Raw genomic sequence first — 20,635 nt, forward strand, 5'->3', positions numbered from 1 at the left:
GCCGGTGCGACGGTTCAGGCGCTGGCGTACGGCGTGCCGTCCTTGTGCAGAAACCGTCCGTCACTGCTGGGGCTGATCATGTCGACGTCGGAGCAGGTGATGACGTCTGCCGGCGAACGCGAGCCGACTTCGAGATACACGGCGACGCGATCCGACCGGTTGATCATGTGGTGCCCGTTACCGGAGTGCTTCGCAAACGCCGCGCAGTCCCCCGCGCGCAGCACGGTTTCGCCGTCGTCCTCGATCAGGGTCAACTCGCCTTCGAGGACGTAGACGAATTCGTCTTCGTCCGAATGCCAGTGGCGCTGGCTCGACCAGTTCCCCTGCGGCAGGTGCATCAAGTTGACGCCAAAGTCGCGCAGACCGCCGGCGTCGCCGAGCCGCTGCCGTATCCGCTCGGCGCATGGCGCGTCGAATGGCGCGGGATAGCCGGTGCCCTGACGCTTCGGCACGCTCGCGATGTCGATCTTCGGCATAGACGACTCCACAATTTGCGAAGGCAGAGGATAAGGTGAGCTTCTTCGGGACCCACCGCGCCGCGCGTGCGGCGCACCGTGCCACCGCTCGCAGACCCTTGATTAGACGGAGAACTTTATCCTGTCAGCGTTGCGCCGCGAGGTTGCTTGCGCTGCATCGGTGAGACTTTTCAGGAGATCGATCGAGCGAAGCAAAGGGTGAGCCCGGTGCGCGCGAGCCGCGCACCGGCCAGGGTGTCGACGCATCAATTCGGCTTGCCGCTCGACGACCCGCTACCGTCGCCCGATGCGCCGGCGCGGCCATTGCGCGGCTTGCCGCCTTGCGAAGCCGCCTTGGAAGCGCCGCGCGCCTGCGCCTGCCCGCGATCGTTGTCGGTGGCGTCGTCGTCGTGATCGTCACCATACGTATGCCCTTCGACGTCGTCGCCGCGCGCCATGCCCACGAGGAAGTTGCGCTGCGGATTCGCCAGCTCGATGCCGCGTTCCGTGAAGCGCAGCAACACGCGCTTGTTGAACTCGCGCTGCACGCCCCAGCGCGCCGAGTCCTTGCACTGAATCTGCCCGACGAGCGTCACGGTCGCGCCATCCACCTGATCGACGCCCCAGTACGCGAAGTCGCTGAGGATGCCGTTCTTGAACGCGTCTTCCTTGCGGATCTCGGCGCCGATGTCCTTGAGCGTGTCGATGGCGCGCTGCAGATCCGCGCCATGCGCGATCTGCACCTTCACCGCCGCGTTGCCGATGCCGCGATTCGTGTTGTTCACGGTCGTCACGGAACTGAACGGCACGGTGTAGAGCGAGCCGTCGCCGCCGCGCAGGCGCACGGTGCGGATCGAGAGAAACTCGACCGTGCCCGAGACGCCCGCCACCGTCACCCAGTCGCCCACCTGCATGGCGTTTTCCGTCAACAGGAAGATGCCGGTGATGAAGTCCTGCACGAGCTTTTGCGAGCCAAAGCCGAGCGCCACGCCGAAAATACTCGCGCCGGCAATCAGCGGCGCGGTGTTCACGCCGAGTTGCGAGAGCGCGGTGAGCCCGACCACGACGAGGATCGAAACGAGCAGCGTGGTGCGGAACATCGGCAAGAGCGTACGTAGCCGCGCGGCGCGCACGAAGTCGCCGGCGTCGGTCCACGTGTTCAGGCGCCGCTCGGCCGCGCCGTTCGCGAACTCCCAGATCGCGACGGCGGCGACGATGGCGATCACAATAGTCAGGAGTGCCGATCCCAGCAAATGCCCGATCGGCGCGAGCGCGAGAATGCGTGCGGGACGCAGGCCCCAGACGTGCAGCAGCAGGTCGAGCGTCACGATCCCGATCGCCACGACGACGATGCGCCGCAGCGCCGGGTAATAGCGGTACGCACGGCGCTGGCCGAAGCTCATCTTCTCCTGATCCTCGCGCAACCCGAACGCGCGGCTCAATGCGCCGAGCAGCACGATGGCGCTCACGCGCGCGGCGAGCAGCACGACGAGCGAGAGTCCACCCGCGCGCAGCAGCGCCGCATAGCCGCCGCGCAGATCGAGCGCCCAGACGAACCAGAGCGCCAGGACGACGAAGAGCGCCACGCCAACCCAGATGTCGGCGAACCATTGCATGAACCAGGCATACGAGCCATGGCGCGCGGCGGCGGCGCGCATGGCGTCGGCCACGGGGCGGCGCAGTTGCAGGATCATCACGGCGAGCGCGAGGTGGCCGACCAGCGTGACGACCTTCACGAGCGCGAGATGCGCGTCCTCGGTCATGCCGAGCGGCACCGCGCCGCCAAGCGCGCCGCCCACGCCGCCGATCACGACGATGCGCACGAGCCAGCGCTGCGCGTAAGCGGCCCAGTCGTCGGGCAGCGGCACGAGGCGCAGCGCGGCGGCGTCGGGCGCGAACAGCAGCTTGCCGAACATCACGATCACGCGGCAGATCACATACGTATCGACGATCTGACCCACGGCTTCAGCGGGCGCGGCGTCGTCGGGGCCGAACAGCGACAGCACGCCCGCGGCGCACAGGCCGAAGGCGACCACGGGCACGACTTCGAGCAGCATCACGAGCAGCGCGCCGGGCAGGCGCTGCAAGAGGCGCCAGTGATGCGCGCCGCGCAGCGCGTGGTATGCCTCTTTCGCGCGGTCCGCGGCGGTTTTGGGCGAGGCGCCGGCGTTGTCCTCGGCTTGCGCCGCGACCACGGTGGCCCGCGCCGCCGCGTTGGCGCTCGCGTTCGCATGGGGGCCGGCGTTCGGGTCGCTGTCCTTGCCGCCCTTGCCCTCGGCCGGCTCCATGCCGGCGGCTTCGCGCAGGGCGTCTTGCTGGGCGTCGGCTTGCGCATCGGCGGCTTTCGCTTGCGCGGCGAGCGCGACGCTCGTGCCCGTCGCTTCAGGCGTTTGTGGCTGTGCCGTTGGCGTGCCGCCTTGCGGCGGCTCGGCGTCGTCGCGCTGTTTCGCGGCCTGATGCGCGGCAATGGCGCGCTCCGGCGTGGCGACGACGCGGCGCAGCACCGTGGCGAGCGCGAGCGCGGGTACGAGCGTGAGCAGCAGCACGCGCAGCAGCGCAAGCAGCAGCGCGTGGCTTTGCGGCGTGTTCAGATGGTCCTGCCACCAGTTGCGCGTGGACCAGAGGCCGAGCAGCGTCGCGAACGTATGGTTCAGATGCTGGCCGACCGTGCGTGCGCCGTGCGCGGCGTGATCGGCGATCTGCACGACCAGACCGTTGGAGCGCAGCGCGCCCGCGAGCGGCGTCGAAGCGGACGTGGCCGCCGCCGCGCCGGAGGCCGCGGCCGGTGCACTGGCCGGCGCGCTCGCCGAGGCGGGCACGGCGAGCGCGCCGGCGGCGGCGATGGCCCGCAGCGTGTCTTCCATGTGGCCGCGCTGCACGGGATCGTCGAGAACCCGGAGGGCGGCTTGCGCCTGAGTGGGCGTGAGCGCCACCGGGGCGGCGGGGTTGGCCGCGTTGGCGTCAGTGGCGGGCGCGGCAGGCTGGGCGGGACGCGCGGGGCTCGCGCCGGGCTTGAGCGCTTCGGCGACGGTGGCCGGTGTCGCCGCCGTCGCATTCGACGCGCCGAGCGCGAGCGTCAGGCCGGCAGAAACGGCGAGAACGGCAACGAGAGCATGCAGGCGCGATGTGCGCGGGAACCGAAAGGCAGAAGAAAGGGACATCCTTGTCATTGGCTTACGGGTCGCGACTGCGGCGACCCTTCAGTGGCGGCGGAGGAAACGACAGCGGGACGAAACGCGCGGCTGGAAGCGCATTGGCGCGGCGTACAGCCTGTCGCCGCCCGATTCGTCGGAACGTTCGACGCGCTGCCGCAATTTTGGTGCCCACTTGTGCGTAGGTGGGCCACATGGCGTTTGCGGAACCGCCAAAAACGGCGCGGCGCGCGAAACGTAAGTGCTGACTATGGCGGGAGTATGCCTCTTTTACCTTACGAACGCGGATTAGGCGCGCGCCGGGTCGCCGATAAAAGGGACGCTTCGACGGCGTACTCGGTGCGCCGACTACGCGGGTTTTGATCAGTGGCGCGTGCGCCCGGGCGAATGCTACCGTTGCACGGTCAACATTCAGGCCCGCCAGAGGCCGACGAGGAGAGCCATGAATAGCGTCAGCATGACCGGAGCGCGCAAGGGCAAACTGAGCCATGCGCAGTTGATCGTCGCCGCGACAATCGGCAATGCGCTCGAATTCTTCGATTTCACCGTCTACAGCTTCTTCGCGCTGACCATCGGCAAGTTGTTCTTTCCCACCATGTCGAGCTACGGGCAGTTGCTCGCCTCGGTGGCGACTTTCGGCGTGGGCTTCGTCATGCGGCCGCTGGGCGGCGTCGTGATCGGCGCTTATGCCGACCGCGCGGGACGCAAGCCCGCCATGACGCTCACCATCTTCATGATGGCGCTGGGCTGCACGCTGATCGGCCTCGCGCCCACCTATGCGCAGATCGGTGTGGCCGCACCGGTCTTGATCGTATTCGCGCGCTTGCTGCAGGGGTTTTCCGCAGGCGGCGAAGTGGGCGCTTCCACCACGCTGCTGATCGAGGCGGGCACGCCCGCCAATCGCGGCCTGCTTGGCAGCTGGCAGTTCGCGAGCCAGGGGCTGGGCGTTTCGCTCGGCGCGTTAATGGCGGGACTCCTGACGACTTTCCTCGCCGCCGACACACTGCTCGCCTGGGGCTGGCGCGTGCCTTTCCTCATGGGCGTGGCGATCGCGCCGATCGGCATGTGGATTCGCCGGCGTCTGGACGAACAGTTGCCGCAGCAGGCGAACGCGGTGCGCATGCCGGTGCTCGCCGTGCTGCGTGACCACTGGCGGCGCGCGGCGCTCGGCATCTTGCTGACGATCGGCTCCACGGTCACGGCCTATGTCGTGACGTTCTATATGCCGACGTATGCGATTCACGAACTGAAGGTACCCGCGCCCACGGCCTTGCTGGCGGGGCTCGTTTCCGGCGTCGTGACCTTTCTGGTGGCGCCCGTGTCGGGCCTGCTGTGCGACCGGTTCAGCCGCCGCGCGCTGATCTTCTGGCCGCGCGCGGGCGTCTTGCTGCTGATTTACCCGGCGTTCCTGTGGCTGGCGAGCGGCCCGGACGCCACGCGGCTTTTGATCACCGTAGGCGGCCTGAGCGTGCTGCTGGGGCTGCAGGCCGCGCCCTCCATCACGATGCTGCCCGAGATGTTCCCGCGCGCGGTGCGCGCGACGGGCATGGCGATCGTCTACGGCATCGGCGTGGCGATTTTCGGCGGCTTCGCGCAGACCGTTGCCACCTGGCTCGTGAAGAGCACGGGCAATCTGCTCGCGCCCGCGTGGTACGTGATGGCGTGCGTGGCGATCTCGTGCCTCGCGTTGCCGTTCATTCGCGACCTCACGGGCAAGCCGCTCGAGGATTGATGGCTAGCGTTTCTGGCGCGCCGCTTCGAGATTCGCGTCGAGCTGGCGCGCAAGACCGTAGAGCATGCCGAGCGACGACGCCGCGATGCCCACGCGCTGCGCCAGTTCATATGGCGCGCCTAGCAGGGCTTCGACTTCGAGCGAGCGCTGCGCTTCTACGTCTTGCAGCATCGAGGTCTTGAACGCGCCTAGCTTGCGCGTGATCGCGTTGCGCTCCTCGATGGTCATCGCGAGGCGAATGCCGAGCGCTTCGCCAATCGCACGCGCCTCGGCCATGACCGCGCTCACGAGCTGCGCCGTGAGCGGGTCGTCGAGAATCACGTCGGCGGTCGAGCGCGTGAGCGCACTGATGGGGTTCATCGTCATATTGCCCCAGAGCTTCGCCCAGATATCGGCCTGAATCGGCGCGGCTTTCGTGACCTCGAAGCCAGCCCTCGCAAGCAGATCGCGCGCTTCCTGCGCACGCGCGGCCATGGGCGCCGATCCTTCGCCGACGATCAGATGATTGCCGCCGCCCTTGCGGATCACGCCCGGCCCCGCAATCGACGACGATAGATGCACGACGCAGCCCGAAGCCTGCGCGGGCGGCAGCGCCTTCGAGACGACACCGCCCGGATCGACCGCTTCGAGCCGGCCGTTCTCGTGCGTGCCGCCGAATCCGTGGAGGAACCACCAGGGTACGCCGTTCATCGCCGAGACGATATGCGTGTGCGCGCCCACGAGCGGCGCGAGCGAAGCTGCCGAATGTGCGAGCGACTGACCCTTCAGGCAAATGAAGACGACGTCTTGCGCGCCAAGCGTTGCGGCGTCGTGGGTGGCGTTGACGGGTTGCGTGTAGCGCGTGGCGCCTTCGACGATCGTCAGACCGTCGCGGCGAATCGCTTCCAGATGCGCGCCACGTGCGAGCAGATTCACGGCGATGCCCGCGCGGGCAAGACGCGCCGCGATCAGGCCGCCGATCGCACCGCCACCGACGACGGTGAACTTTTGATTCGGGGTGTTCAAACTCTCACTCCTGATAGGAAGGGTCGATGCGCGTGACACGACGGACCAGCGCGTCGAGCACGTTCTGGCCCGCGCCATGTTCGGGCGAGAACTGCAAAGCGTCGCGCGTCGCGCGTTCGGTAATGGCGGGCGAGATCGGCAGCGTCTGGCCGCGCATCGAATCGGTCACGACCTGCACCTCACATGCGCGATTGAGCGTCCACAGCAGCGCGAAAGCGTGCGCGAGGGTTACACCGTGCGAGAGCAGCCCGTGATTGCGCAGGATGAGCAGCCGCTTGTCGCCCATCGACTTCAGAATGCGCGATTTTTCTTCGGCGTGCACGGTGATGCCTTCGAAATCGTGATACGCGACCATGTCGTGCAGCTGCGCCGAATAGAAGTTTGTATACGCAAGGCCGCCGTCCATACACGCCACCGCGAGCCCTGCCGTGGTATGCGTGTGCATTACGCAATGCGCGTCTTCCACGGTTGCATGAATCGCGCTGTGAATCACGAAGCCGGCCGGGTTGATCGGATACTCGCTCGGACTCAGGACACGGCCTTCGAGATCGATCTTGACGAGATTCGAGGCCTTGATTTCGTCATACGTGAGCCCGAACGGGTTGATGAGGAAATGTTTGTGCGGCCCGGGCACGCGCAGCGTAATGTGATTGAAGATCAGTTCGGTCCAGCCCACGAGATGAAACACGCGATACACGGCGGCAAGCTGCACCCGTGCCGCCCATTCCGTGGGGTCGCACCATTCGGGACGCGTGCGCTGGATGTTTTCATTCATGAAAGTCTCCTCATGGCGGGCTCTGATCACGTCGATCCTACGCGCAAATAAATGCGTGTGCAAGCATCAAATTTTCCATGAAATGCCTTCAGGATGGGGCTTTCATCGATGCTATCCTGATGGCGTGGCCGCATTTCGCGGCCGGTGAAAACCAGGCGGGAAGATCGATGACGGGGAAGTACAACATCGCAGAGCTGTTCACCTACCGGCTCCATGTGCTCAAGAAGCAGACCGATCGCACGATGAGCGAAGCGTTCGAGGCGGCGCTTTCCCTGTCGCTCACGGAGGCGCGGCTGCTGCTCAGCGTGGGCGCGTTCGGATCGTTGTCGGTGTCGGATCTCGGGCGCGTGTCGAATCTCGACCGCAGCCAGGCGAGCCGCGCCACCGACGTGCTCGAACGCAAGGGGCTGCTCGCCAAGACCTCGAACGAGGCGGACGCGCGCGGCGTGCTCGTCGCGCTCACGGCGCAGGGGCGCAGCACCTGCCGGCGCGCCGCGACGATCTCGAAGGCGACGAACGACGCGATTCTTGCCGCGCTCAGCGAGCACGAGCGCGACGTGCTGGCGACCGTGCTGGCCAAGCTCGTGGAAAGCGGGGAAGAGGGCGAATGAAGCGCGCCCCGCGCGTGATGGGGTGAACGCGGGATGAGCGTGCGTTAGCCGCGCGCCGCAGGCCGGCGGAATTTCGCGGCCAGTTCGCTCGCGCCGCGTGCGAGCAACGACACGTCGCTGCCCACGGCGACGAACGTCGCGCCGGCTTCCAGATATTCGTTCGCAATGACCGGATCGGCCGCGAGCACGCCCGCGCCCTTGCCTTGGGCGCGCACGGTGCGAATACCGGTGCAGATCGCCTCGCGCACCGGTGGCGATCCCGGTTGGCCCAGCAGGCCCATCGAAGCGCTTAGGTCCGCCGGCCCGAAGAATACGCCGTCCACGCCTTCCACCTGCGCGATGGCTTCGAGCTGGGCGAGCGCGCTTGCCGTTTCCACCTGGACCAGGACGCACAGTGCTTCCGCTGCGTGATGCAGATAGTCGGCTGAGCCGTTCCAGCGCGAGGCGCGCGCAAGCGCGCTGCCCACGCCGCGCACGCCGTGCGGCGGATAGCGCGTCGCGGCCACGGCGGCGCGTGCCTCTTCGGCGTTCTCGATCATCGGCACGAGCAGCGTTTGCGTGCCGATGTCGAGCAGTTGCTTGATGATGGCGGCGTCGTTGCGCACGGGCCGCACGATCGCGTGCGTGGGGTAGGGCGCGACGGCCTGCAGTTGTGCGAGCGTGCTGCGCAGATCGTTGGGCGCGTGCTCGCCGTCGATCAGCAGCCAGTCGAAGCCCGTGTTCGCAAGCAGTTCGCTCACGTACGAGTCGGCGAGTGCGGCCCAGAGGCCGATTTGCGGGCGGCCTTGCGCGAGCGCGCGCTTGAACGGGTTGGCGGGTACGGCCATGGATACGGCGTCCTGATCAGATGAAATTGAAGCCGATGCCGCCCAGCGGGCCGTAATCGGCATGGAACGTATCGCCCGCGCGCGCCGGAACCGGGGCCGTGAACGAGCCGCTCAGAATCACGTCGCCGGCTCCGAGGCGCTCGTCGTGGCGCGCGATCTTGTTGGCGAGCCAGGCAACGCCGGTTGCCGGATGGTTGAGCACCGCAGCGGCCAGCCCGCTTTCCTCCACGGCGCCGTTCCTGTAGAGCAGCGCGCCGACCCAGCGCAGGTCCACGTCGAGCGGCTTGACCGGGCGGCCACCCAGCACGACGCCCGCGTTGGCAGCGAAGTCGGAAATCGTGTCGAACACCTTGCGCGGCGCTTTGGTTTCGCGGTCGAACTGCTCGATGCGCGCGTCGATGATCTCGATGGCCGGCGTCACGTAGGCCGTTGCGTCGAGCACGTCGAAGAGTGTGACGTTGGGCCCTTGCAGCGGCCGGTTCAGCACGAACGCCAGTTCCACCTCCACGCGCGGCGCGATGAAGCGGTCCGCGCGAATCTCGCTGCCTGCGGGGATGAACATGCTGTCGAGCAGCGGCGCGTAGTCGGGCTCGTCGATCTGCGAAGCGCGCTGCATGGCGCGCGACGTAAGGCCAATCTTGCGGCCCTTGATCGTGTGGCCCGCGGCGAGCTTGAGTTTGACCCACTCGCGCTGGATCGCGTAGCCGTCGTCGATCGTCATGTCCGGATGCGACCGTGAAAAATGCCGCAGCTGCGTGCGCGTGCGTTCCGCTTCGTCGAGCCGTGCAGCCAGCTCGCAGATGGTTTGCTGATCTAGCATCATGAACTCACGTTTTTGAGCCGGGTGTGCAGGTTGTTGTGCTTCCACGCACCTTCCTCGCTGAACTCGACGATTTCGAGCGAGAGCGCGAGGCCGTGCGACGCGAAGGCTTGGGCGAAGTGCTGCTTGATCGCATCGAAGAGCGCATCGCCCGTTGCCCGGCGCACGGCCAGGGAGCGGCCCGCGCCGATCTTCAGGCAGCCATGCAGGAAGGCGTTCCCGGGATCGCCGTCGGCAACGAAGTACTGTTCGCAGCGCAGCGCGCGCGTGCGAATGCCGCCGCGTGGATAGACGCGTGCGCCGTTTTCATCGCGTTGGGCATCGAGCACGTGAGCAAGCGTTTCGCAGAGCCGGCCCATGCGGCTCGCATCGGCGAGATTCGCGCTGTATTCGAGGGTGAGATGGGGCATGGCGTTCTCCCGTGATCAAGCCGGCAGCGGCGTGACCGGCAAGATGGCGTTGATCTGCCCGGTGCCGGAGCTGCCGAAATACGGCGTGACGACTTCCGCGTGGCCTTCGTAGCGGTCCCACCCGAGCGCGCCGAGCAGCATGGCGGTGTCGTGCATGCCGCCCTCGCCCCAGCACTTTTCGTTGTACATCGGCAGCATGTCGCAGAAGGTTTTCCAGTCGCCGCGCTCCCACATCGCCACGACGTTGCGATCGGTCGCTTCGAGAAACGGGTCCCAGACCTTGTGCATGAAGGCTTCGGCCGTGCCGTTGTTGGCGAAGTGGTGGCTCAGCGAGCCGCTCGCGAGTATTGCCACCGTGCCGTCGTAGCGCTGTTCGATCGCGCGGCGCACGGCGAGGCCAAAGCGTGCGCTCGTGGCGAGGTCGTGCCACATGCACCAGCCCGCCACCGAAACCGTGCGGAAATGTTCGTCGCCGTTCATATAGCGCATGGGGACGAGCGTGCCGTATTCGAGGTCGAGCGTGGTTTCGCTATGCGCGCGCGTCTTGACGCCCATTTCGTTCGCGACATCGGCAATCAGATGGCCGAGCTGCGGATTGCCGGGATACGCATACGGCATGTTCTTGATGAAATGCGGCAGTTCGTTGCTCGTGTAGACGCCTTCGAAGCGCGGCGCACAGTTGATGTGATAATCGCTGTTCACGAGCCAGTGCACATCGAACACGACGATCGTATCGACGCCCAGCTCGCGGCAGCGGCGGCCGATCTCGCGATGGCCGTCGATGGCCGCCTGGCGGCAGCCCTTGTGGGGGCCGTCCAGTTCCGAAAGGTACAGCGATGGCACGTGCGTGACCTTGGCTGCCAGCGCGAGTTTGCCCATTACACGCCCCAGTGCGGAATGTGATGCGAGCCAAGCGAGACACACACGTTCTTCGGCTCGAGGAACACTTCGTAGCTCCATGTGCCGCCTTCGCGGCCCACGCCCGACGCCTTCGTGCCGCCGAACGGCTGGCGCAGGTCGCGCACGTTCTGGCTGTTCACGAAGCACATGCCCGCTTCGACGGCGGCGGCCACGCGCAGCGCGCGGCCGGTGTTCTCGGTCCACACGTAGCTGGACAGACCATAGGCGATGTCGTTGGAAAGGCGGATCGCGTGAGCTTCGTCTTCGAAGGGAATCAGGCACGCAACCGGGCCGAAGATTTCTTCCTGGGCGATGCGCATGCGGTTATCGACATCGACGAACACGGTCGGCTGAACGAAGTTTCCCTTCTTCACCGCGTCGGGCAGCGCCGGCGCGTCGAGGCCGCCGCACGCGAGCGTCGCGCCTTCCTTCGGCCCGAGTTCGATATAGCTGCGTACCTTCGCGAGATGGCCCTGGCTGATCATCGGGCCGACGATGGTTTTCTCGTCGAGCGGATCGCCCACGCTAATGCGCTTCGCACGCTCGACGAAGCGCTCAGCGAACTTCGCGTAGATCGAACGTTGCACGAGAATACGCGAGCCGGCCGTGCAGCGCTCGCCGTTGTTCGAGAAGATCATGAACACGGCGGCGTCGAGCGCGCGCTCGAAATCGGCGTCGTCGAAGATCACGAACGGCGATTTGCCGCCCAGCTCCATCGAAAACTTCTTGAGGCCCGCGGCCTGTACGATGCGGTTGCCCGTGGCCGTCGAGCCCGTGAACGAAACCGCGCGCACATCGGGGTGCGCAACGAGCGGCTCGCCCGCTTCCTTGCCATAGCCATGCACGATATTGAGCACGCCCGCCGGAATGCCCGCGTCGAGCGCGAACTGGCCGAGCATCGAGGCCGTGAGCGGCGATAGCTCGCTCATCTTCAGCACCGCGGTATTGCCGAACGCGAGGCAGGGTGCGACCTTCCACGTGGCGGTCATGAACGGCACGTTCCAGGGCGAGATGAGCGCGCACACGCCGACGGGATGAAAGAGCGTGTAGTTCAGATGCGTGGACGTGGGGTAGGTGTGGCCGTCCACGGCGGTACAGACTTCGGCGAAGTAGCTGAAGTTGTCGGCGGCGCGCGGCACGAGTTGCTTGCCGGTTTGCGAAATGGTCTGGCCCGTGTCCTTCGTTTCTGTCTGCGCGATTTCGGGCACGTGCTTCGCGATCAGCTCGCCGAGCTTGCGAATCGCCTTGGCGCGCTCAGCGGCGGGCGTGGCCGCCCATGCAGGGAACGCGTCTTTCGCGGCGCGCACCGCGAGATCGACTTCCTGTGCGTCGCCACGCGCCACTTCCGCGAGCACGTCCTGGTTCGCAGGATTCACGGTTTCGAAGTAGTCGCGCCCGGGGTGCGCGCGGCCGTTGATCAGATGGTCGATTCGCATGTCTAACGTAGTCCGTGTTCGATTCGTTGGCGGATCAGCGCCCGTAGTCGGCGTCGCTCGCGATGGTGTTGACGAGACGGCCCAGACCGTCGATCTCGCACACCACTTCGTCGCCCGCATTCACGTTGACGACGCCTTCGGGCGTGCCGGTCAGAATGACGTCGCCAGCGGCGAGCGTCATGAAGCCGCTCAAATACTCGATGAGTTCCGCGATGCCGGTGACGAAATCGCGCGTGTTGCCGTTCTGCCTGAGTTCGCCGTTCACGTAGGTGCGCAGCCCGAGCGCATTGACGTCGGCGACATCGGCGGCGTTGACGAACCAGGGGCCCAGCACGGTGCCGCCGTCGCGGTTTTTCACGCGCAGGTTCGGGCGGTAGTAGTTCTCCAGATAGTCGCGGATCGCGTAGTCGTTCGCGATCGTGTAGCCGGCCACGTACTGCATGGCGTCCTCGCATTTCACGTGCTGCGCGGTGCGGCCGATCACGACGGCGAGCTCGCACTCGTAGTGCATGAACGTGACGTCGGCGGGGCGGCGCGTGGTGCCGCGATGGCCGATCACGCTGCCCGGCCCCTTGAGGAACACGAGCGGCTCCTCCTGCTTCGAGAATTGCAACTCTTTGGCGTGCTCGGCGTAATTGAGCCCAAGGGCGAAGATCGTGCCGGGCTCGAAAGGCGCGAGCCAGACGACTTCGTGCTCTGCGCGCACGCGCCCGTCGGCGAGCCGCACGCGGTTTCCTTCGGGTGTGGCTTCGTGTATGGCGCCTGCATAGGCAACGCGTCCGCGCATCATGCCTGGGCTCCCTGCGCCACGCCTGCCGCGACGAATTCGATTTCGAGCGGCGCCCAGTCTCCAACGGAGATGGCTGCACGCGCACCGGCCTGAACCACGGGTGCGCCATGCGGCACGCCGAGCGTGATGACGTCGCCAGGGGCGAGCGTCATGAAGTCGGTGACATCGGCGAGCAACTGGGCGACGCCGCGAACGCAAGTGGCCGTTGTTGCATGGAAGGCCGCGCCGCCTTCGACGTTCACCGCAATGGCCAGCTCATCGGGATCGGCCACATGGCGGCGCGCGACCACGGCGGGGCCGATTACGCAGAAGTTGTCGCGCGCGCGAAACCGCACCGAAGGGCGATAGACGCTCGCGTGCGGCACGCTCAGATCGGCCACGAGCGTATACCCCGCGATGTAATCGAATGCTTCAGGTGCGGCGACGCGCGCGGCGGTTCGTCCAATCACGACGCCGAGCGATGCGCCCACCTGGACGCCTTCGCTGCCGGGCACGACCACGCGCGCGCGGTGCCCCGCGAGCGTGTTGCGCGGCTTCAGGTAGAGGATGGGCGCGCGCGGCGGCGCCTTATAAGGAGGTGCGTTCACGGCTTTACCCAGCGCTTCGAGCGCGGGGCGGTCGTTGAGCAGCGTGCCGTAGACAGCGCCGCTCACCGGCGCCCGGCAACGCGTGCCGGTGGCGAGCAGCCCGCGCATGGCAGCGGCGCTCACGTCGCGCGGCAAGGCCTCGCCTTCGACGTGCAGCAGATGATCGGCAACGGAAAACATGGCTTGGATAGGCTTCACGGAAACACTAATATGTGAGTGATAGTGCGCTTGCTATCATCCGTCGTCAATCGTCCATGAGAATTTTTCGGGTTTCCCCCAGGGGCCCCCAGATCGTCGAATTCCTCGTTTAGCTGAAACCGCCATGTCCGATACTTCGCGTCCGACCACTCGCGTTGCGCACCGCAACCTGCCCATGCTGCTGTTGCGCGCACGCGAAAAGATGATGGAACGCTTTCGCCCGCTCATCACGTCGCACGGCCTCACCGAGCAGCAGTGGCGCGTGATACGCGCGCTCAACGAAAGCGGACCGCTCGAGCCGCGGCAGATTTCCGACCTGTGCACGATATCCAGCCCGAGCATGGCGGGTGTGCTCGCGCGCATGGAAGCGCTCGGCCTCGTCACGAAGGAGCGTTTCGCCGACGACCAGCGGCGCGTGCTCGTCTCGCTCACGAAGAAGAGCCATCAGCTCGTGAAAGCGATTTCGAAGGAACTGGAGGCGCGCTACAAGGCGCTGGAAGCGGAGGTGGGGCCGGAGGTGGTCGAGCGGGTGTATCGCGCGATCGACGATCTGCTGGCCGGCCTGGAGGCGTGAGCGTGGCGCGCGCTTTCGGGCGCGCTTTCGGGCAAAGGTGAGGCTTTTCGGGAGTGGCCCGCGCGGATCGTTCGGACCGCGTAGGAGGGCGTGACGGGACTACGCGAGCGCAGCGAACGCCTCGTCGAGTTCGGCGGCATTTTGCGGACGCACCACGCGCGCGACCTCCACGCCGTCGCGCAGGAAAATGAGCGTGGGCCAGAGTTTCACGCGAAACGAGCGGCCTAGCGCGCGGCCCGGTCCATCTTCCACTTTCAGGCGACGCACCTGCGGATTGCGCTCGAACGCCGCGCCGATCAGCGGTTGCGCACCCTGGCAATAGCCGCACCAGTCGGTGCCGAATTCGACGACGGCGGCCCCGCTGAGCGAGTCGATTTCCTTGCGGGCGGGCGCGTGCGTTGCGTAGTTCATCGTGTGATTCCTCGTATTGGCATCTGCAGATATCCACGTACGATACCGCATTGCGCGGCATCGTTCAGGCTTCGCATTGAGCGCCCGCATGGACGTTCGCGCGAGAGGTGAGGCTTTTCGGGAGTGAGCCGGTTGGCACGTGTTGACGCACCGTGAACGCAATGGCGCGAGCGCGTGGGTCGTGCCGTCACGAGCAAAAGTACCTTGAAAACAAGGGCGAAACGCAAACCCAGCGCGTGCTGCGGTGAGCGCGAGCCGATCGGCAGGCGCACTCGAAGCGGCGTGAATCCACGCTTCGAAGCACAAAGGTGAGCGCTTACGGGAGAGGCTGGAGAGCGCCATCGGCGATCACGCGAAGCGAGGCGAGGCACCTGCCAAGCCATCGTGCGAAACCCACATTAGCCCTGATTTCAAGGCGTTTTTTATTCGCCGGGCACGACGAAGCGACAAGCCTTCGCGCTCGCGGCCGCGGCGCGTGGGCGGCAAAGGTGAGAAGATTCGGGAGTGCACTTTGCGTTGCCCCTCGCGCTGCCTGGCCTCGAATGGACGCCCGCACCCGATGGGTATATAACATTAAAAAGTGCGGGATTCTTTTGACTACTGCTCACCAAGGGAGATCGAGTTCATCATGACGAGCGACGACAAGCAAAAGCAGGACGCTCAAAAGCCTGGTGCCGGTTCATCGCAACCGGATCTGGAGAGTCTGAACGCCGCCTTCAGTCACGTCGACGAAGGTGTGAAATCCGGCAAGATCGCGGCGGGCGCGGCGAAGGGCCTCGTCTTCAGCCTCGTCGAAACGCTGGGCGCGTTGGTGGGTGACCCCGACCTGCCGCAACACGCGCGTTCGGGCTACGAAGGGTTGCTCGAAGCCGCGCGCGAGCTGCGCGCCAAGCTGGAGCACTAGTCGTTCTCAACGCGTGCGGCGGCTCTGCCGGGTCGGCAGCCGCACGCTCACGCAGCCAGCAGGGCGGCCGCGAGGCCGTCCGGCGCTGTGCCAATGCGTAGCTCCGGCGTACCGTGCCAATCCGCGCAACGCTGCAGCGCCCGGCGCAAGTCGGCCACCAGACGGCCGCTCGCGCGCACGCCGGGCTCCAGATGCAGCGACTTCACCTCGAACACCTGCTGCGCCCGATGCGCCTTTGCGTCGATGCGCCCGACCAGCCGCCCGCGATTCAAGATCGGCAGTACGAAGTAACCGAATTTGCGCTTCGCAGCCGGCACATAGCATTCCATGGCGTAATCGAAATCGAATAGCGCGAGTGCTCGCTTGCGGTCCCACACCACTGGATCGAAGGGCGAGAGCAGGGTCGTGACCGTGGAGGCGAGCTTGCCGCTCGCCGCTTCGTCGATGAGCGCCGCGTGCTCGCGATGCACGAACGCGTCGTGCTTCCAGCCCTCCACGCGCACGGGCAGCAACTCGCCCGCGTCGGCGAGTGCGTGCAGGGCGTCGGCATACGGGCGGCGCGGCAGGCGGAAGTAGTCGGCGGCCCAGTCCGCGCGGATCACGCCGAGCGCGCGGCAGGAGCGCAGGAGCAGTTCGCGTTCCGCTTCGGCGCGTGGCGGCAGGTCGCGCGCGTCGTTCCAGTGCGGCAGCACGCGCTCGGCGACGTCATACACACGCTGGAAGTTGTGGCGCTCGGCCACCATCAGCGCGCCGGTTGCGAACAGCACTTCCAGATGCCGCTTCTCCGGCTTCCAGTCCCACCAGCCGCTGCCTTTGGCGCCCTCGGCGCGCGCGAAGTCGGCGGAACGAACGGCGCCCTCGGCGCGAATGCGCTCGAGCAGCGCGTCGATCTCGTTACGGTATTGGTCGTGCCACTCGGCCGCGTATTTCCAGCCCATGCCGGAAGGATCGAGCATGCGATGGCGCAGCAGCCCGTAGTCTTCGATGGGCAGGAAGCAGGCCTCATGCGCCCAGTATTCGAACAGGCGTCCTTGCGCAAGGTGCGCGTCGAGCCAGGCCGGCTCGAACGCGCCAACGCGGCTGAACAGCACGAAATAGGGACTGCGCGCGACCACGTGGATCGTGTCGATCTGCAACTGCGCCATGCGGCGGATCGCGTCGAGCACGTCGTCCCGGGTCGCCTTGCGGCGCGGCGGCGCGAGCAGCCCTTGCGCCGCGAGATGCAGCGTGCGGGCCGCCGCGAGCGGCAGAACTAGCGAGGAACCGGCTTCGGAAACCGTGGGCGCTTCTGCAACCTCCACAGCTCGCTCACGCATGGACGCCCGCAACCACCGTCACCGGCCGCAGCGTCGCGAGCCGTTGATGGATCTGCGCGACCACGGCCGCACCTTCGCCCACCGCCGCGGCCACACGCTTGGTCGAGCCCGCGCGCGCGTCGCCGATCGCGTAGACGCCTTCCACCGAAGTCGCGAGGCTGCACGACTCGTTGTCGCCGGTCAGCACGAAGCCGTGTGGGTCGAGCTTCACGCCGCACGCTCGCAGCCAGCCAGTGTTCGGGTCCGCACCCGTGAAGAGGAACAGGTGGCGCGAATCGAAATGGTCGACGCCCTCCGGGCACGGCATCTTCAGACGCACCGCAGCGAGGCCGCTGTTGTCTTCGTCCAGGCCGCCGATCTCGCTGTGCCCATGCACACGTACGTTCGAGAGCGAGGCGATACGGTCGATCAGATAACGCGACATCGTCGATTCGAAACCGGCCTTGCGGATCAGCACGTCGATCTGGCGCGCGTGCGTGGAGAGATAGACGATCGCCTGGCCCGCCGAATTGCCGCCGCCCACGAGCACGATGTTCTCGTGCTTGCAAAGCTTCGCCTCGACCGGCGAGGCCCAGTAGTAAATCCCGCGCCCCGTATAGCGATCGATACCCTCGATCGCGGGCTTGCGGTACACGGCGCCGCTCGCGATCACGACCGTATGCGCGCGCACGTCGCCGCTGCAGGTTTCGAGCCGGCGCGGTTCTTCATCGCAGATCAGCTTGCGCACCGAGACCGGAATGGCCACGTGCGCGCCGAACTTCTGTGCCTGCACGAACGCGCGGCCCGCGAGCGCCTGGCCGGATATGCCCGTGGGAAAGCCCAGATAGTTTTCGATGCGCGAGCTGGCGCCCGCCTGGCCGCCGGGCGCGCGCGAGTCGAGCACGATCACCGAAAGGCCTTCGGAAGCGGCATAGACCGCCGTGGCGAGACCGGCCGGGCCCGCGCCCACCACGGCGACGTCGTAGACGCGCTCGCCGTCCAGCTCGGGCAGGATGCCGAGGCACGTGGCCAGTTCGGGGGCACTGGGATGGCGCAGCACCGACCCGTCGGGGCAGATCACGAGCGGCAGGTCTTCGCAGCGCGCAGCGAAACGCTCGATCACGCCGCAAAGCATGCCTTCGTCGCGCTCGTCGAGCACGGAATACGGATGGCCGTTGCGCGAGAGGAAGCCTTGCAGCGAAACGAGCGTGGGATCGTCGTGCTTGCCCACGAGAATCGGGCCGCCCGCGCCCTTTTCGATCAGCGAGACGCGGCGCAGGATCAGCGCACGCACGATGCGCTCGCCGAGTTCGGCTTCGGCGACGATGGCCGCGCGCAGCTGCTCGGGCGGAATCAGGATCGCGTCGACGGGTTCGAGCGCTGTGCCGTCCACGAGCGCCGGGCCCCCCGAAAGCTGGCCCACTTCGGCGAGAAAATGCCCGCGCCCATGCTCGACGATGAGCCGCTCGCGGCCCAGCCCGTCGCGCTGGGACACTTTCACCGAACCGGAGAGCAGCACGAACATGCCGGGGCCGGTTTCGCCCGTGCGAAAGAGCAACTGCCCTGCCGACCAGTGGCGCTCTTCGCCGAAGCGCGCAAGGCGCGCGATTTCGTCGTCGTTGAGCTCGGGGAACATCTGGTGGCGCCGCGTGGAGAGCGTCGAGAACGGCGCTTCGGCGGGTTGCGGCTGCGTGTCGGAGTGGCGGCTCGCGGAAGGAAGCTCCGCGGATTCCGGAACCTCGGCTTCGGTGATCGTGCCCATCTGGCGGTTCTCCTCGTGCGGGCGGCTCGGGAGCGGGCCGCCCGGATCAGACAGCTTTAGGCGTGATGTTGACCGGGACGTCGGCGTGGGCGAGCACCTGGAGCGACTCGAGCGTGCGGCCGGCATCGCGCCACGCATCGAGACCGCCAAGCAGCGGCACCACATCGGTAAAGCCGGCCTCGGCGAGTTTCTTCGCCATCCAGGCCGCGGAAATTTCATTGGGGCACGAGCAGTAGATCACGAGCTTCTGGTCGTTCGGAAACTTGCCGACGATCTCGTCGAGCTTGCGCTCGTCGGCGAACAACGCACCCGGGATGATGTACGGATCGAGCTTGCGCTTTTCTTCTGAACGAATGTCGAACACGACCGGCGGCGGCTTCGCGCCCATCGCGCGGTAAAGGTCTTCCACCGTAATGCGCGCGTTCGCGAGCTTTTTGATGAGCTGGCGGCGGCGCTGCCAGCGGTAGGTCGCGTAGAGCACCAGCAGCACGACCACCACGACGAGGGCGAAGCGGCCAAGGCGGCTCGCGCCGCTCATGAGCATGTCGATCTGCGGCGCGAACATCACGCCGATGAGCAGGCCGGTGCCGGACCACAGCGCCGCGCCAATGCCGTCGAAGCCGACGAACTGGCGGTAGGGCACGCCCATCGCGCCGGCCATCGGCACGGAAACGAGCGACAGCCCCGGCACGAACTTGGCGACGGCGAGTACGCGCACGCCCCAGCGGCCGAAAAAGCGCTCGGTCTTTTTCACGCAGGTGTCGCGCGAGAGCGAGAGCTTGCAGAGCGTCTTGAGCGTGTTGCCGCCGTAGAGGCGCCCGGCCATGAACCACACGCTGTCGCCGATCAGCATGGCGAAGATGGCGAGCCCGAGCACCGGCGCGACCTGCTGGCCGATCGAACCGGGATGCATGGCCGCCATTGCGCCGAACAACACGAGCGCGGGCATCGCGGGCACGGGCAGCCCAAGCGATCCGGCAAGCACATTGATGAACACCAGCGCAGGCCCGTATTGCGCGATGAGGTCATGTAGCATCGGCTTACTTCCGTTGCGCCTTGAGGCGAGGAACGGGAAAGATAGGAGGGTAACGTAAAGATTATGAACGCATTTCGAAGGCGTGCAAGCGACCCCTGCACGCGCGTGAGAATGCCTGCCGAGTGGGGGAGGCATATGAAAAAAGCGCCGGACTGAAAAGAGTGAAACGCGAAGTGTTCGCGAGATGCGCGCGTTGAGTGGAAAGCGACAGAACGCGGCGCACACGAGACTGCGCGTGCCGCGTTCGTGGCGCCAGTTTCCGTGCGCTTAACGCGTGTGTGATTCCCCGGGCAACTCGGCGCCTTGTGCGCGAATTGCCGCGATCAGCTCGGCCGGCGTAATTTCGTAACGCACTTCGCGATGGATGCCCGGCTTGCGCTCGTCGACTTCGACCAGCAAGAGGCTTTTGCCGTCGGCCGCCGATTCGAGGCGCAGTGAACGCAGTTCGCGTCCGGTCGCGTCGTCATGCTCGGTGAGCAGGGTCATGTTTCCGGAAGACCCGGTCGTGCGCATTGATGTTGTCCTCGTGCGTTGGATGGTCGAGCCATTGTACGGGGTCGGCTGCGCGGCGTGTTTATGCAAGTGAGCGCAGACACACACAGCGAGATCGCTGTGCCGCGACCCTGGCCAGCCAGTGTAACGCGACTCGCCGCCGCAACGCCCGTTTTTGCGCGCCCTGCAACGGGCCATGCGAAATGCGTTGCGCGTTGCACCGCTGTCATGGTTGCGAAGCAAAGCAATGCCAGGCGCCAGGCGTGCGCGCCAGAAAAAACGGCCCACCCGGGCAGGCCGGACGAGCCGTTGAAACGCCGTTGTTACTCGGATCAGCAAACCGTGGTCCGGCTTGCTGACGGTTTTGATGGTGCCGCCCGCGCGCCGCACTGTCGAGATGGGACTAACGCCGATCTCTCAGACCAATAGACGCGGCGGTTCGACTGCGCTGGCGGCGAGGCGT

At 66.4% G+C, this 20,635-nt stretch carries 20 protein-coding genes; 4 read left to right on the forward strand and 16 right to left on the reverse strand.

Annotated elements, in window-relative coordinates:
• Positions 1 to 14 precede the first annotated feature (14 nt).
• Entirely contained in the window at positions 15 to 476 is a 462-nt protein-coding gene (locus tag M3A49_RS05635) for a cupin domain-containing protein (RefSeq protein ID WP_266227790.1), read from the reverse strand.
• Positions 477 to 721: 245 nt separating this feature from the next.
• Complete coding sequence (locus M3A49_RS05640; protein ID WP_266227792.1) at positions 722 to 3,616, reverse strand: mechanosensitive ion channel family protein; 2,895 nt, start codon at positions 3,614 to 3,616, stop codon at positions 722 to 724.
• Positions 3,617 to 4,049: 433 nt separating this feature from the next.
• Here M3A49_RS05640 and M3A49_RS05645 point away from each other — a divergent pair, with 433 nt between their 5' ends.
• The gene (locus tag M3A49_RS05645) at positions 4,050 to 5,339 is read left to right on the forward strand and encodes an MFS transporter (protein WP_266227794.1); all 1,290 of its coding nucleotides are present in this window, start codon (positions 4,050 to 4,052) and stop codon (positions 5,337 to 5,339) included.
• 3 nt (positions 5,340 to 5,342) lie between these two features.
• On the opposite strand, the gene M3A49_RS05650 is transcribed toward M3A49_RS05645, so the two are convergent.
• Both M3A49_RS05650 and M3A49_RS05655 read right to left on the reverse strand, forming a co-directional pair.
• Positions 5,343 to 6,344, reverse strand: a complete 1,002-nt coding sequence (locus M3A49_RS05650; protein ID WP_266227795.1) for a 2-dehydropantoate 2-reductase — start codon at positions 6,342 to 6,344, stop codon at positions 5,343 to 5,345.
• A 4-nt stretch (positions 6,345 to 6,348) separates the two neighbouring features.
• Positions 6,349 to 7,119: a class II aldolase/adducin family protein gene (locus M3A49_RS05655; protein ID WP_266227797.1), complete on the reverse strand. Its 771-nt coding sequence runs from the start codon at positions 7,117 to 7,119 to the stop codon at positions 6,349 to 6,351.
• Positions 7,120 to 7,196: 77 nt separating this feature from the next.
• On the opposite strand from M3A49_RS05655, the gene M3A49_RS05660 reads away from it, so the two are divergent.
• Positions 7,197 to 7,730 (forward strand): MarR family winged helix-turn-helix transcriptional regulator, encoded by a 534-nt coding sequence (locus tag M3A49_RS05660; RefSeq protein ID WP_266227798.1) that lies wholly within the window; start codon positions 7,197 to 7,199, stop codon positions 7,728 to 7,730.
• A 44-nt stretch (positions 7,731 to 7,774) separates the two neighbouring features.
• Here the strand turns inward: M3A49_RS05660 and hpaI are convergent, their stop codons facing one another.
• Genes hpaI through M3A49_RS05695 form a run of 7 tightly spaced genes read right to left on the reverse strand, consistent with a single transcriptional unit; the run spans position 7,775 to position 13,680 of the window.
• Positions 7,775 to 8,557, reverse strand: a complete 783-nt coding sequence (hpaI, locus tag M3A49_RS05665; RefSeq protein ID WP_266227799.1) for a 4-hydroxy-2-oxoheptanedioate aldolase — start codon at positions 8,555 to 8,557, stop codon at positions 7,775 to 7,777.
• Positions 8,558 to 8,573: 16 nt separating this feature from the next.
• Entirely contained in the window at positions 8,574 to 9,377 is an 804-nt protein-coding gene (hpaH, locus tag M3A49_RS05670) for a 2-oxo-hept-4-ene-1,7-dioate hydratase (RefSeq protein ID WP_266227843.1), read from the reverse strand.
• The gene (locus M3A49_RS05675; protein WP_266227801.1) at positions 9,377 to 9,787 is read right to left on the reverse strand and encodes a 5-carboxymethyl-2-hydroxymuconate Delta-isomerase; all 411 of its coding nucleotides are present in this window, start codon (positions 9,785 to 9,787) and stop codon (positions 9,377 to 9,379) included. Before M3A49_RS05675 ends, hpaH begins: the two co-directional genes overlap by 1 nt.
• A gap of 15 nt (positions 9,788 to 9,802) precedes the next feature.
• Positions 9,803 to 10,666 carry a 3,4-dihydroxyphenylacetate 2,3-dioxygenase gene (gene hpaD / locus M3A49_RS05680; protein WP_266227802.1) on the reverse strand — a complete coding sequence of 288 codons (864 nt, stop codon included), beginning with the start codon at positions 10,664 to 10,666 and terminating at the stop codon, positions 9,803 to 9,805.
• Positions 10,666 to 12,123 (reverse strand): 5-carboxymethyl-2-hydroxymuconate semialdehyde dehydrogenase, encoded by a 1,458-nt coding sequence (hpaE, locus tag M3A49_RS05685; RefSeq protein ID WP_266227803.1) that lies wholly within the window; start codon positions 12,121 to 12,123, stop codon positions 10,666 to 10,668. Before hpaE ends, hpaD begins: the two co-directional genes overlap by 1 nt.
• A 34-nt stretch (positions 12,124 to 12,157) precedes the next feature.
• Positions 12,158 to 12,913 (reverse strand): fumarylacetoacetate hydrolase family protein, encoded by a 756-nt coding sequence (locus tag M3A49_RS05690; protein WP_266227804.1) that lies wholly within the window; start codon positions 12,911 to 12,913, stop codon positions 12,158 to 12,160.
• On the reverse strand, positions 12,910 to 13,680 hold the full coding sequence (locus M3A49_RS05695) for a fumarylacetoacetate hydrolase family protein (RefSeq protein ID WP_266227846.1): 771 nt from the start codon (positions 13,678 to 13,680) through the stop codon (positions 12,910 to 12,912). The genes M3A49_RS05690 and M3A49_RS05695 overlap by 4 nt, the downstream gene beginning before the upstream one ends.
• A gap of 193 nt (positions 13,681 to 13,873) precedes the next feature.
• Here M3A49_RS05695 and hpaR point away from each other — a divergent pair, with 193 nt between their 5' ends.
• Entirely contained in the window at positions 13,874 to 14,272 is a 399-nt protein-coding gene (gene hpaR / locus M3A49_RS05700) for a homoprotocatechuate degradation operon regulator HpaR (RefSeq protein WP_028207909.1), read from the forward strand.
• Between the two features lie 99 nt (positions 14,273 to 14,371).
• Here the strand turns inward: hpaR and M3A49_RS05705 are convergent, their stop codons facing one another.
• Positions 14,372 to 14,683 (reverse strand): thioredoxin family protein, encoded by a 312-nt coding sequence (locus tag M3A49_RS05705; RefSeq protein ID WP_028207910.1) that lies wholly within the window; start codon positions 14,681 to 14,683, stop codon positions 14,372 to 14,374.
• A 628-nt stretch (positions 14,684 to 15,311) separates the two neighbouring features.
• On the opposite strand from M3A49_RS05705, the gene M3A49_RS05710 reads away from it, so the two are divergent.
• Positions 15,312 to 15,587 carry a hypothetical protein gene (locus tag M3A49_RS05710; RefSeq protein ID WP_028207911.1) on the forward strand — a complete coding sequence of 92 codons (276 nt, stop codon included), beginning with the start codon at positions 15,312 to 15,314 and terminating at the stop codon, positions 15,585 to 15,587.
• A 47-nt stretch (positions 15,588 to 15,634) separates the two neighbouring features.
• On the opposite strand, the gene M3A49_RS05715 is transcribed toward M3A49_RS05710, so the two are convergent.
• The 4 genes from M3A49_RS05715 to M3A49_RS05730 all read right to left on the reverse strand — a co-directional run bounded on the left by M3A49_RS05715 (position 15,635) and on the right by M3A49_RS05730 (position 20,193).
• Entirely contained in the window at positions 15,635 to 16,903 is a 1,269-nt protein-coding gene (locus M3A49_RS05715; protein ID WP_266227805.1) for a winged helix-turn-helix domain-containing protein, read from the reverse strand.
• Positions 16,896 to 18,644 (reverse strand): FAD-dependent oxidoreductase, encoded by a 1,749-nt coding sequence (locus tag M3A49_RS05720; protein ID WP_266227806.1) that lies wholly within the window; start codon positions 18,642 to 18,644, stop codon positions 16,896 to 16,898. The genes M3A49_RS05715 and M3A49_RS05720 overlap by 8 nt, the downstream gene beginning before the upstream one ends.
• Positions 18,645 to 18,690: 46 nt before the next feature.
• Entirely contained in the window at positions 18,691 to 19,680 is a 990-nt protein-coding gene (locus M3A49_RS05725) for a DedA family protein/thiosulfate sulfurtransferase GlpE (protein ID WP_266227808.1), read from the reverse strand.
• Between the two features lie 267 nt (positions 19,681 to 19,947).
• Positions 19,948 to 20,193, reverse strand: a complete 246-nt coding sequence (locus M3A49_RS05730) for a hypothetical protein (RefSeq protein WP_028207914.1) — start codon at positions 20,191 to 20,193, stop codon at positions 19,948 to 19,950.
• Positions 20,194 to 20,635 lie beyond the last annotated feature (442 nt).

It is taken from the genome of Paraburkholderia sp. CNPSo 3076 (assembly GCF_026343935.1).
Taxonomy (GTDB): domain Bacteria; phylum Pseudomonadota; class Gammaproteobacteria; order Burkholderiales; family Burkholderiaceae; genus Paraburkholderia; species Paraburkholderia nodosa.